We start from the raw sequence: 12211 nt of genomic DNA, 5'->3' as shown, positions 1-12211 counted from the left end.
CTGCGAACGCTGCGCGTTCGCTCCACGCTCGCACCCTCGCGGGTTCGAATCCGTGCGCGGGCAACAAAAAAGCGAGCCAAAGGGCTCGCTTCTCTGTTCAGACTGGCGGAGAGCTGGGGATTCGAACCCCAGATTCCCTTTTGGGGAATACTCGCTTAGCAGGCGAGCACCTTCGGCCTCTCGGTCAGCTCTCCGTAACAGCTAGTGAATCATAACGCACTCGCCGCATGGGGCACAAGTGCCGATTTGGACTCACCGGAACTTCGCATCCTACCATGTGAGCGACTTATAGACTGCGGAAAGCTCGTCGCGGCCCATGATGCGCCAAAGCTCGTAGACGCAGCGGGACGCAAGAAAGAGGAACCCATGGTCCGTGAGAAGCACGGCCGCGTTGAAGAGGAACTCCACGAGCCGGTCGGTGGGCGGAAGGGGAATCTCCGCTTTCTTGAGCTGCGCCGCCGCTTCGGGCACGGTGGGTAGCGTGTCCTGCGGCATCTCGGCCATCAGCGCACGCACCTCCTGTTCCGATTCGCTCTCCATGCCGCCTCCGCGCGGCATCATGCGATAGCAGGCGAGGGCGAGCTTCCGGTCGCCGAGGTTCCAATAGGCGAATGCAAGGCGATAGAGGTAATAGGCGATGACCTCCCGATCGTACGCATAGGCCATGCCGTGTTTGGCGACGTCGACCACATCGTCAAAGCGCCCCAGTTGCGCGAGCACGTTCAGGAGCGCGAAGTGGGCGGTGGGCGAGGTCGATGCCATGTCTACCAGTTTGCGTGCCTCGGGAAGCGCGTCTTCGAACCGGCCTGCGCGGCAGAGCGTGCGAACGAACTCGAATTGCGCGTTGTACAGGGCGTCCGGCACGCGAAGCACGCGCATCGCATGGTTGTCCTGTTGCAGTCCCATGAGCAGGCGAGCGACGTAGTTGTCGCAATACTGGCTCGTGACCGGTTGACTCGCCATCAGCTCCGCGGCAACGCAGCGCGCCTGGAGCTCCTCGATCAGGTTGGTGAGTCCCTCCATGGCACCGGCCGGATCGGTGAGCGTGCGCTGCTGAAGCTCGTGGACGCGCTGCATGTCGGGGTCATCTTCGTTTTCCATGACCTCAAGTTCAGACGCGTTGTCGGCGAGCAGCATATCGCGCAGCGCCTCGGGAAGCGCGCGGTCGTCTCGGCGTGGTGGGTTCAGCAGCGCACGAGAACCCGCATCGTGGTAGTTTGGGATTCTCTGCCGCTCGAGCTCGCGTTCCGTCTCCTGGGGGGCCAGCGGCGTGCCGACAACACGCGCCGCGAGCGGCGCCCATCGCGCCAGATACGCGGCGCGGTCAAAGGAATATGCCTGCTCGGGAATGCCGACAAACGCAGCCTGCTCCACCACGCAGCGATCGATTGTCAATCCGGAGGCAAATGCCGCCGCAGCGAGCACGAGCGCCATGCGGGCGGTATATTCACGCGCCATGCCAGCACGGTTTGCCTGGTCAAGCTCAACCCAGCCCCCTGCCGTGCCGTCAAAGCGGGTGGTAGGCATCGAGTCCGACGTGGAAGGATAGAACCGCGCGAACATGGTGCGCGCCGAGGTGTCGTACCGCATCGAGTAATCAAGGCGAACCACCAGATTCAGCCCCTCACAGAACGACGCCATGCGAATGAGTGCGTTCCAGCCTCCGCCAGGCTCGCATGCCACGGTCCCCGGCGCGCTCCAGGGCGACTGCTCTCCCGTGCGGGCAAGGAGGGCGGGAACGTGGGAGGTGACGTTCAGGAGCGTGTGCATCTCGATCAGCGAGCAGGTTTCCTGCGCGGGCGAGGCGGTCAGGGGCGCCAGGCCTGCGCCCAGCGAGTCGAGCACGAGCGAGATGCGGTTGAGCCTGGCTTCTACTCCATATAGAAAGGCAACGTCCGCTGGGGAAAGCTCCGTGTGGTTGAAGTTGAGGTAGAAGGCATCGGTGCGGCCGATGCGCGACAGCGTGACCTCGGAAGAGGAAGCGATGCGGCGTAGCCGGTCTAGATCGAATTCGCGGAAAACGGTGCGCGCGTAGCGCTCAACACCCGAGAGCTCCTCGCCTTCCTGCTCGCGGGCATCAACGCGGTACAGAAATGTTCCGATGGCATCCGGTAGGGCCATGTCTCGAAAGCCTGCGAAGATCTCCACCGGCTCTGCCAGCGGCTTCAACGCGATATCGGCGAGATCTTCTGCGCTTGTGGTTTGCTGCTCGGGCGCGCCCTTTGTCAAAGGCAGGCAATACCGCAGAAAGAGCGTCGCCATGAACTCCTGATACGGCAGGGCACGCGTTCGCCTACGGTGCTTCTGGCCGCGCGCCTCATCGGTGGGGTCCTCCCGCACGCGCAACGTTCGCGCCGGCGTGCCGAGGTAGTCACCCACCCGCTTGAAGCCATCCTCGGTGATGAGGAAGATGCCGCCCTCATCTGCCTTGCCGGTATCGTTGATAGGGGCGATGGTAAGAGCGGGCTTCAGATCCGGGTGACCTCGGAGCGGCTCATCGGCGGGGTACACGAACCCGTTCTCGCTGATATAGGCGAGGATGCGCACGCGAGAGCCGCGCATAAGCTCGCCGATATAGCACAGCGCGTCGTCGGGCTGCGGGCAGGCACCGGAAAAGCAGATGTACGATGTGTCGGAAGGCTGCCCGGGCAGGCGCGGGAGCTTTTTGCGGCGCGCGAACAGGGGAAGTTTAATAAGTCGATCGCTCGAAGGCATGGTCGCTACTCCAAGGTTCAGGTGCACGATGCATTCTGGTCCCTATTGTGCCCACAATGTCTTGGCCTGCGACAATGATGCGGAAAACCGGCCCAGCAAAAAGAATCTACCCAATTTTGAAAAAACCGCTTGACGGAAGGGGTTCCAGATGACATTATATTCCTTGCGTTGCGGCGTTACCTCAGCTGGATAGAGGGTCTGACTACGAATCAGAACGTCACAGGTTCGAATCCTGTACGCCGCACCAGTTGAACTTGAAAGCGAGCCATTGGCTCGCTTTTTTGTTAGCTCGGCCTTCTATGATAGCAGACCAGCGCATCGTCCATGGAAGGAATGTGCGGAGTCGGTTTAAGGCGCTTCAATCATTCCAGGTGGGTATAAGGCCCAACGTGCACAGGAAACGCTCGTTGCTTCATCGAAAAAAGGGGAGAGGCTGCATGGCCATGAACGAGAAGGTTGCAGAAGTTCTTGAGAAGCAGATCAACGCCGAGCTCTACTCCGCGTATCTGTACCTAACCTTTGCCGACTACTATGAGGATCGCGGCCTGAAGGGCTTTGCGAACTGGTATATGATCCAAGTTCAGGAGGAGGTCGACCACGCCAAGGCGCTTCGTCGCTATCTGCTGGACAACGACTACAAGCCCACCATGGAGGCCATCGCCAAGCCCGACAAGACCTTTAGCAACGACCTTGAGCCGCTCGAGGCCGGCCTTGCCCACGAGGAGTACGTGACGAGCCTCATCCACCACTGCTACGAGGTGGCGCGCGACGAGCATGATATCCGCGCCATGAAGATGCTCGACTGGTTCGTTGGCGAGCAGGGCGAGGAGGAGACGAACGCCCGCGACATGATCACCAACATGAAGCTGTTCGGCTCCGACCCCAAGGGCCTCTTCGACCTCGACCGCGAGTACCAGACCCGCACCTACGTGGCTCAGACCACGCTGCCCATGTAGGTCTCAACTCACCTCCTTTCCCGAAGAACCCCGGAGCCTCGGCTTCGGGGTTCTTTGTTGTTCGGACGAGATGCTCAAGGCGCTCGCCACAGGGCTATACTTGCCCGCATGACCGCTTCTCCAACGAACATACCGGTTGGGCGTTTTGCCCCCTCGCCTTCGGGTCGCATGCATCTGGGTAACGTGTACGCCATGCTTCTTGCCTGGCTTTCGGCTCGGAGCCGCGGCGGGCGCGTGCTGATGCGGGTGGAGGATCTGGACCCCCGCACCAAGACCGGTCCGTGGACCGATCTTCTTCTGGATGACCTGCGTTGGCTGGGGTTCGATTGGGATGGCGACGTTGTCTACCAGCACGATCGTCTCGATCTCTATCAGGCTGCTTATGAACACCTGCGCGATCTGGGGCTTGTGTATCCCTGCTTCTGCTCGCGCGCCGAGCTGCACGCGGCGAGCGCTCCCCATGCGAGCGACGGTACGCCTGTGTACGCGGGGACGTGTCGCGCGCTCTCAGCAGAGGAGGTGGCCGCGCGCACTGCCGTCCGTTCGCCGGCGTGGCGCGTGCGCGTCCCCGATACGGGCGATCCGCAGGGGGAAGTCCGGTTCGTAGACAGGACATACGGTCCCCAGCACGAGACTCTGGCGCAGGAGTGCGGGGACTTTGTCGTGCGCCGCTCGGACGGCGTGTTCGCCTACCAGCTTGCGGTGGTGGTGGACGATGCCGAGATGGGCGTGACCGAGGTGGTGCGCGGCCGCGATCTGCTGGGGTCCGTTGCCCGCCAGCGGTATCTGCAAGAACTTCTGGGCTTGCCGCATCCGGCGTATGCACATGTTCCGCTGCTCGTGGCGCCGGATGGTCGGCGGCTTTCCAAGCGCGACGGCGATCTTGATATGGGGGCGCTGCGCGAGCGCTTCGGCTCGCCCGAGCGCTTGATCGGCTGGCTCGCGGGCGCCACCGGTCTCGCTCCGGACCAGACGCCTCGGTCCGCGGATCAACTGGCTGCATGCTTTAGCTGGGATATGGTCCGCGCGCACCGTTCGGATGCGTGCATGCCCGCGCGTTAGAATGGGTGGGCTTTCGTAGCCGTCTGAGGAGTTGCCATGCGTCGCCGAATCGTCGCCGTCGTACTCGCCATGGTTTGCCTGCTGTTCTGCGCGCCGGTTCTGGCACGGGCCGATGCCGACATGCCCCGCGTGGATATCAAGGCAATTGTGGGGACGGATGGCTCGCTCAACGTTTCCGAGACGCGGACCTTCAGCTTCAACGATGCCGCCAACGGCGTCTACTGGACTTTTGCAAACGGTCAGAACCAGCAGGGTGCGATGTCGACCACCGTTGTGGGGAGCGTGAGCGAGGACGGCGTGTCGCTCGCGCGGGTCGAGAGCGCGGAGAACGGCCAGGGCGGTGTGTACACCGTTGAGGAGGACGTGTCTGGCGACCTTTCGCTCAAGGTCTACACGCCGCACGAGGCTGGCGACGAGGCCCGCATCACCGTGAACTACACCGTTGCCGGCGCGGTGATGGCATGGTCAGACACCGCTGAGCTGTACTGGAAGTACGTGGGCGCGGATTGGCAAAACGATTCCGATGACGTGCATCTAAGCGTGACGTTCCTGAACGCCGCGGCCTCGGGCGTGCAGGCGAAGACGGGGTCGGACGGCGCCAACCTGCGCGCCTGGGGGCATGGACCCCTGGACGGTGTCGTTTCGCTCGATGCCGACGGGCCTTCCGTGTCTTATGACGTTCCCACCGTGCCTGCCGGAGACGTTGCGGAGGCACGTATCGTCTTTCCTGCGGCCTGGGTACCTGATCTTCAGGCGGTCAATCAGATGCGGCTGCCCGACGTTCTCTCCGAGGAACAGGCGTGGGCTGACCAGGCGAATGCCCGGCGCGAGCACGCGCGCCTCATACTGTACGTTCTCACGGGGATGAGCATCGGGTTGCCGGCGCTGTTCTGCCTGGTGGTGCTCGTCTTCAAATGGCGGCATCCCAATCCCAAGCCCACGTTTACGGACGAGTATTTCCGCGACCTGCCCTCGCGAGGGCATCCGGCTATCATCTCCGCTTTCATGAGCGGCCGTAAGGCGGATGGCAGGGCCCTGCTCGCCACGTTGATGAACCTGTGCGACGAGCATGTGGTCCGCATCGCCAAGACGACGCGCGAGGCACGCAACGTACTCGGCAAGAAGCGCGAGGAAGAGGATTACGAGCTGAGTGTCGACGCGGAAGATCGGCGGGCGCTGACCGACAGGATCGACCGTGCGGCATTGGTCCTCTACCTGGGAGACGGCGGGATTGCGGTGGCGTTCGGCGAAATGGAAGACATAGCCAAGAAGGAACCCGAGCTCTTCCGTGCCCGCTGGAAGGACTTCCAGGATGAGGTTGCCGCCCGGCAGGAGCGTTGGGATCTTGTTGAGTCGGACGGCGTGCTGCCATTTGTGATCGCGTGCGTTGCGGGCGGGGCGCTGGCGGTTGGCGAGGTGGCTTCCGCTCTCTATTTGGGCTCCCCGCTGCCGCTCATCGGCCTGCCGCTCGTAGTGGCCGGGATCCTCGTCGCGTCCACGCTGCGCCGCCTGACGCAGAAGGGCGTTGACCTGCAAGCGCGCTGCCGCGCCCTCAAGCACTGGCTGGAGGATTTCACGCGGCTGGGCGCGGCCGCGCCCGGTGACGTGGTGCTTTGGAACAAGTTGCTCGTCATGGCGGTGGCCCTGGGCGTATCAGACCGGGTGCTGAAGGAGCTGGCGGCGGCCACGCCGCGCGCGTTCGATGAAGCGTACGCAGACGGGAGTCCCTATTACCCCAGCTGGTGGTGGCTGCGCCGGCACGGCAACATGGATGCCCCGATTCGTGCCATGCATCGGGTGAGCGATGTCTCGGTTGCCGTGGCGGCGGGGAGCGCCTCAAGCTCTGGAAGCGGATTTGGCGGTGGATTCTCGGGCGGCGGCGGTGGCGGCGTCGGAGGGGGAGGCGGAGGCACCTTCTAGCGAGGGCGTGCCGCATGCGTTGACTGCGCGCGGCGCCGCGACCATGCGGGGAGAGTAGAATGCTGTCCGGCAGTTCAGAGTGTCATCTCAACGTTGGGAGAACCCATGCGCATGCGTCGCCTTGCGGTCCCGTTCGTCTTGTCCGTGTTCGTGCTCGTGTTCGTGCTCGCAGGGCTGTTTGCGCCGTCCACGGCTCGGGCGAGCAGTTTCTCCATGCCCCATGTGCACATAGAGGCCGAGGTTCAGCAGGACGGCTCGCTCACCGTGACGGAGCAGCGCATGTTTTCGTTCGACGAGAGCGTGAACGGCGTCTTCTGGGATATCCCGCTCGGGGCGAACAAGCAGGGTGCGACCGCCGATATCCAGGTGCAGCGGGTGTCTGACGGTACCACGGACTACCAGCAGGTGAGCAGCGCCGAGAACGGAGAGTCCGGCGTCTACACCGCGGAAACCACGGACTCGGACATCCAACTCAAGGTGTACGCGCCCCATGCCGATGGCGACGAGGCCACGATCTCGATCACCTATAGCCTGACCGGCGCGGTCATGTCGTGGAACGATACCGCAGAGCTGTACTGGAAGTTCGTCGGCAGCGGTTGGGCAGAGGATTCCGACGACGTCCAGCTGAGTGTGAGCTTTGCAGGCGCCAGCTCCTCGGGCGTGGCAGCCAGCACGGGCTCCGATTCCGCGAACCTGCGCGCCTGGGGCCATGGCCCGCTGGACGGCGATGTTGCCCTGGATGCGGGCACGCCCGCCGTTACCTACGCGGTTCCCACGGTCAATTCCGGCGAGTTCGCCGAAGCGCGCATCGTCTTCCCCACGGCCTGGGTGCCCCAGCTCGCGCCGGGCAATGCTCCAAACGGGGAGGTCGACAGCTCTGGCAACCGCCTGCCCGTCATACTTTCCGAGGAGCAGACATGGGCCGATCAAGCGAATCGGGCGCGCGAAGCGGCGCGTCAGGAGGCAATGGTGCTCGGTGGGGTGGGCATCGCCGCTTCGGTCTGCTTCTTCCTGGCGGTGGTGATCGTCAAGATCGCCTTTGGGCGCAAGCCCAAGCCCCTGTTCCAGGAGACATATTTCCGCGATGTGCCTTCCGACGACCATCCAGCGGTCATCGCGGCGTTTATGAAGAACAAATCTGTGGGTAACGCCGCCCTGGTGTCCACCATCATGAAGCTCACGGACGACCATATCGTCTCGGTCTCCAAGACCACGTCTACGACGCGTACCTTCTTTGGCGGCGAGCGTCAGGAGGACGATTACCTGCTCGGGGTACCGGAGGACTACGAGCAGCGCGTGAAGGACGAAATCGATCGCGCCGCGATCAAGCTCTATTGCGGTGAGGGCCGCTACGAGATCGCGTTCCAGGAGATGAAGAAGGTTGCCGAGGATGATCCCGAGGGTTATTCGGAGCGGTGGCGGTCCTACACCTCGGTGGTGAGGGACCGTTTGGAGAGCCGCGATTTGGTGCGTTCGACCGGCCTTGCCGCGGGTATCGGCGGGAGCATCGTGGGCGGCATCTCTCTGCTCCTGGGAATCATCTTCTGCGCCGAGGCCGGATGGCTCGTCATGATACCCGTGGTCGCGGTGCTTTCCACCGCGGGTATCGTGCTGAGCTGGACCTTCAAGCGCTTCACGCCGGAGGGGGCGGAGCTCTACGCCCGCTGCCGGGCGCTGAAGCATTGGTTCGAGGACTTCACGCGCCTGCACGAGGCAGTGCCGGGTGATGTGGTGCTCTGGAACAAGCTGCTCGTCTTTGCGGTGGCCCTTGGCGTATCCGATCAGGTGCTCGAGGATCTGGCGGCTGCTACGCCCACGAGCTACGATGACTCTTTCTCCGATGGCTACTATCCCAGCTGGTGGTGGTACCGCCGGCATGAGGGTATGGAGACGCCGACCTCGGCGCTCACCGCGGCGAACGATGTCGCGATCTCGACCATCGCCGCCTCGAGCGAGAGTTCTGGCGGCGGCTTTGGCGGAGGCTTCTCCGGCGGTGGCGGAGGCGGCGTCGGTGGCGGGGGCGGAGGAACGTTCTAACCGCTTGGTTGTGTTTGAATAGTTGGGCCGGGAGCGCGGATGCATGCGCTTCCGGCCCGTTCTTCGTGCATGTGCGGCTTAGTTGAAAGGGCGAGGCATAAAGAAAAAGGCTCCCTGCCCGGAACCCTTTTCCCTGCGCAAATGCGCTCTCCGTGTACCTGTTCGAGCGTGGACGAACGGAACACGTTTGCTTTGTACCACGCATATTGCGTGCATTTTTGCGGCGTTGCACAGTACACGATTCGTTAACGTTTTCTCGCACAAATCTGCATGCTTCAAACGCTTTTTCTTCAAAAGGGCTGTTGGAGTTCGGACTATCGGGAAGCGCGCATCGGGGGGGGTGGACTCCCGCGGCATTTTCTCGTCACGCCATGCGCGGGGAGAGCCGGGTGTGGCAAGGATCGTCCGGCCATGCGGGACAACGTGCTTATTCAGCTATCTTACTCCGGTGCGCGGACACAAAAATGGAAGGCACTTGCGGTGTTCGTCGCGATTTCTTCAAATGAGGGGGTTCCAGCGGCGGTTTCAGCGGATCGTTGCGCTACATTGATACCGTTATGCGTGCCGGAAAAGCCGCGGGCGCCCCGGCAGCGATCCCGATAATCAAGGAGGAGATGGCATGGGTTCAGGCAAGATTGAGCGCGCACTGATTTCCGTGACGGACAAGACGGGCGTGGTGGACTTTGCCCAAGCGTTGGTCGAGGACTTCGGCGTCGAGATCATCTCCACAGGTGGTACGGCGCGCGTGCTGGTTGAGGCCGGCGTGCCGGTGACCCCCATCGAGGAGTACACGGGCTTTCCCGAGATGATGGACGGCCGCGTGAAGACCCTGCATCCCAAGGTGCACGGCGGCCTGCTCGCGCGTCGCGATGATCCCAAGCACATGGCCGAGGCCGCCGAGCACGGCATCAAGATGATCGACCTCGTGTGCGTGAACCTTTACGAGTTCGAGAAGACCGTGGCCCAGCCCGACGTCACCTTTGCCGACGCCATCGAGCACATCGACATCGGCGGTCCGTCCATGCTGCGCTCCGCCGCCAAGAACGCCGCGAGCGTGACCGTGGTCTCCGACCTCGCCGACTACGCTCTGGTGCTCTCCGAGATGCGCGAGCACGACGGCGCCACCACGCTGGAGACGCGTCGCTGCCTGCAGTACAAGGTGTACGCCACCACGGCGCACTACGACGAGGCCATCTCCACCTGGATGGCCGATCAGCTGGCCGCCTCCGGCAACCTGCCGCAGGACCGCGGTATCGCCGGCACCGCTCTGGCCGAGATGGAGACGGTGGATGCTGACGACCCCGAGGCCCTCTCTGAGGTGCTGGACGGCTTTGCCGTGGACGCCGAGGCCTGGAGCAAGGAGCCCGAGGACTCCATGATCGTGCCGCTGGTGAAGCAGCAGGATCTGCGTTACGGCGAGAATCCGCAGCAGGCCGCTGCGCTCTACCGCATGCCCGGTGCCGCCGAGCACTCGCTCGTGAATGCCGAGCAGCTGCAGGGCAAGGAGCTCTCCTACAACAACCTGCTGGACACGGATGCCGCCTGGAACCTCGTGCGTGAGTTCGACGCGCCTGCCTGCGTGATCCTCAAGCATCAGAACCCCTGCGGCTCCGCCGAGGCCGAGGACATCACCGCCGCCTACGACCGCGCGTTTGCGTGCGATCCCAAGAGCGCGTTCGGCGGCATCATCGCCTGCAACCGCGAGGTCCCGCTGAGCCTGGTTGAGCACTTCGCCGATGTGAACAAGCAGTTCGTGGAGGTGCTCATCGCGCCTTCCTACACGCCGGAGGCCCTGGAGCGCCTGGCCCGTCGTACCAACCTGCGCGTGCTCGCCACGGGCGGTATCGACGCCCCCGCGGCGCTCGAGTATCGCAGCGTGGACGGCGGTATGCTGGTGCAGACGGTGGACCGCGCGGACGAGGATCCCGCGTCCTTCGCCTTCCCCACCACGCGCAAGCCGACCGACGAAGAGATGGAAGAGCTGCTCTTTGCCTGGAAGGTGTGCAAGGGCGTCAAGTCCAACGCCATTCTGATCGCGCGCGACAAGGCGGGCATCGGCATGGGCCCGGGTCAGCCCAACCGCGTGGATTCCGCGCTGCTGGCCTGCGAGCGCGCCGAGGAAGCCTGCGACCGCATGGGCGTGCCGCGCGACGGCTTCGTGTGCGCGAGCGACGCGTTCTTCCCGTTCCGTGACAACGTGGACGTGCTGGCCGAGCACGGCGTGACGGCGATCATTCAGCCCGGTGGCTCCAAGCGTGACGACGAGTCCATCCAGGCGTGCGACGAGAACGGCATCGCGATGGTCTTCACGGGGGCTCGCCACTTTAGGCACTAATCCGTTGCCCTGAGGGGCATGGGGGCGGGGCGGTACCATCTCGGACTTCAGGCAGCTGGCTGCGCCAGAACTCGCCTGGGACGGTACCGCCCCGCCCTGCCGTTCGGGCACGGTGAGCGTGCCCTCCCGGCTCGCTGGGGGAGGCCGCGCTTTGTTGAGAGGGGCTTGGGCTGGTGCACGGGTCTGGCTTGGCGGTTGTGGCTGGGGCTGGGTGAGGCCGGGTCTGGTTTGGCGGTGAAAGGTGGATTGCTGTGGCTGATGTGATGGATGCTGCGTTCGAGGATCCTGCAGAGCGGGAGGCGTATGAGGCATTCGTTGCGGCGCAGGAGCGGGGAAACGCAGGCTTTGAGCTCGGGGAGCCGGCGCTCGTGTGCCGCTGGCGCATGGCGGGTAAGAAGGTTCCCATGCTCAACCGGCATATCCGGGCGCTTGCGGCGCGTCGGGTGAACGGTGCCCCCATCAACCGGAACCTGGTCTCATGGGCCAAACAGCATATCGAGTGGTCGCTCGCCGAGGGCGATTTCACCGAGCGCGACGGCGTGCTCATGGTGGTTGTGGACGTGGACGGTCAAGCGGCCATGAGCGTGGGTGCGTACGAGCCGCTGGCGGATACGTCGCTTGAGGCACTCGCTGCGCGGTCCGAGGCGGCACGTCGCGAGGCGGGGGAGGCCGGCGTGGCCCCCGAGACGCTCTGCGCCGTGGATGGCAACCAACTGTTGATTGTCGTTGACGAGGGTGAGGCTCCGTGCGGCACGGTGACGCTCGTAGAGCAGCTGGCGCAGACACGCGGACTTACCCTTGTGCCTGCTGACCTCGACCGCGTGTGCGCTGGACAGTCGCCCTTTCTGGTATCCGATGAACACGGCATCGTGCCCGCCAGCGATAGCGAGCCCAACGAGTTCGTCAACTTCCTTATCGACGGCCTGGAAAAGCTCCGCGCGCGTACGCGGCAGGCTCGCCGGGGCCGGAACGGCAGTGCCGATTGGCCTGTTGAGACCAAACGGTTAGCTGTTTAGTGCCAACAGGTTGTTTACGTCTGACTAGTGACAAGTAGGGAGGGCTCCGCGAAGCTGTGGATTGTCTAGGTCTGCAGCGAAGAGAGGGGCCCTCCCATGTCACAACATCCTAACGCACGCCTCACGCCTCACGCCTTGGGGCCGTCAGCGGCTGGTCGAGCGCATCGAGG

General features: G+C 63.8%; 7 protein-coding genes and 2 tRNA genes. 7 read left to right on the top strand and 2 right to left on the bottom strand.

Features of this window, described 5'->3' with window-relative positions:
• Positions 1-103 precede the first annotated feature (103 nt).
• Together GDJ97_RS01660 and GDJ97_RS01655 are read right to left on the bottom strand one after the other, a co-directional pair.
• A tRNA-Ser gene (locus GDJ97_RS01660) sits at positions 104-194 on the bottom strand.
• A gap of 76 nt (positions 195-270) precedes the next feature.
• Positions 271-2715: a hypothetical protein gene (locus GDJ97_RS01655; protein WP_152069491.1), complete on the bottom strand. Its 2445-nt coding sequence runs from the start codon at positions 2713-2715 to the stop codon at positions 271-273.
• A 170-nt stretch (positions 2716-2885) separates the two neighbouring features.
• Between GDJ97_RS01655 and GDJ97_RS01650 the strand changes: the two genes are divergently transcribed.
• The 7 genes from GDJ97_RS01650 (at position 2886) to GDJ97_RS01620 (ending at position 12041) form a co-directional block, all read left to right on the top strand.
• A tRNA-Arg gene (locus tag GDJ97_RS01650) sits at positions 2886-2962 on the top strand.
• Between the two features lie 190 nt (positions 2963-3152).
• On the top strand, positions 3153-3671 hold the full coding sequence (locus GDJ97_RS01645) for a ferritin (protein WP_152069490.1): 519 nt from the start codon (positions 3153-3155) through the stop codon (positions 3669-3671).
• A 108-nt stretch (positions 3672-3779) separates the two neighbouring features.
• Entirely contained in the window at positions 3780-4733 is a 954-nt protein-coding gene (gene gluQRS / locus GDJ97_RS01640; protein ID WP_152069489.1) for a tRNA glutamyl-Q(34) synthetase GluQRS, read from the top strand.
• A 36-nt stretch (positions 4734-4769) separates the two neighbouring features.
• Positions 4770-6653, top strand: a complete 1884-nt coding sequence (locus GDJ97_RS01635) for a DUF2207 domain-containing protein (RefSeq protein ID WP_152069488.1) — start codon at positions 4770-4772, stop codon at positions 6651-6653.
• Between the two features lie 105 nt (positions 6654-6758).
• Positions 6759-8690 carry a DUF2207 domain-containing protein gene (locus GDJ97_RS01630; protein ID WP_152069487.1) on the top strand — a complete coding sequence of 644 codons (1932 nt, stop codon included), beginning with the start codon at positions 6759-6761 and terminating at the stop codon, positions 8688-8690.
• Between the two features lie 619 nt (positions 8691-9309).
• Positions 9310-11025, top strand: coding sequence for a bifunctional phosphoribosylaminoimidazolecarboxamide formyltransferase/IMP cyclohydrolase (gene purH, locus GDJ97_RS01625; RefSeq protein WP_152069486.1), 1716 nt, complete (start codon positions 9310-9312; stop codon positions 11023-11025).
• Positions 11026-11276: 251 nt separating this feature from the next.
• Positions 11277-12041: a hypothetical protein gene (locus tag GDJ97_RS01620; protein ID WP_193221258.1), complete on the top strand. Its 765-nt coding sequence runs from the start codon at positions 11277-11279 to the stop codon at positions 12039-12041.
• The last annotated feature ends 170 nt before the right edge of the window (positions 12042-12211 follow it).

It is taken from the genome of Collinsella sp. AK_207A (assembly GCF_902501965.1).
Classification (GTDB): Bacteria; Actinomycetota; Coriobacteriia; order Coriobacteriales; family Coriobacteriaceae; genus Collinsella.
This window is presented reverse-complemented; position numbering and strand designations above follow the sequence as displayed.

Bases quoted from the DNA above. Each gene is read 5' to 3' on its own strand.
- gluQRS (WP_152069489.1), top strand. From the start codon at position 3,780: ATGACCGCTTCTCCAACGAACATACCGGTTGGGCGTTTTGCCCCCTCG.
- purH (WP_152069486.1), top strand. From the start codon at position 9,310: ATGGGTTCAGGCAAGATTGAGCGCGCACTGATTTCCGTGACGGACAAG.
- GDJ97_RS01630 (WP_152069487.1), top strand. From the start codon at position 6,759: ATGCGCATGCGTCGCCTTGCGGTCCCGTTCGTCTTGTCCGTGTTCGTG.
- GDJ97_RS01635 (WP_152069488.1), top strand. From the start codon at position 4,770: ATGCGTCGCCGAATCGTCGCCGTCGTACTCGCCATGGTTTGCCTGCTG.
- GDJ97_RS01645 (WP_152069490.1), top strand. From the start codon at position 3,153: ATGGCCATGAACGAGAAGGTTGCAGAAGTTCTTGAGAAGCAGATCAAC.
- GDJ97_RS01655 (WP_152069491.1), bottom strand. From the start codon at position 2,715: ATGCCTTCGAGCGATCGACTTATTAAACTTCCCCTGTTCGCGCGCCGC.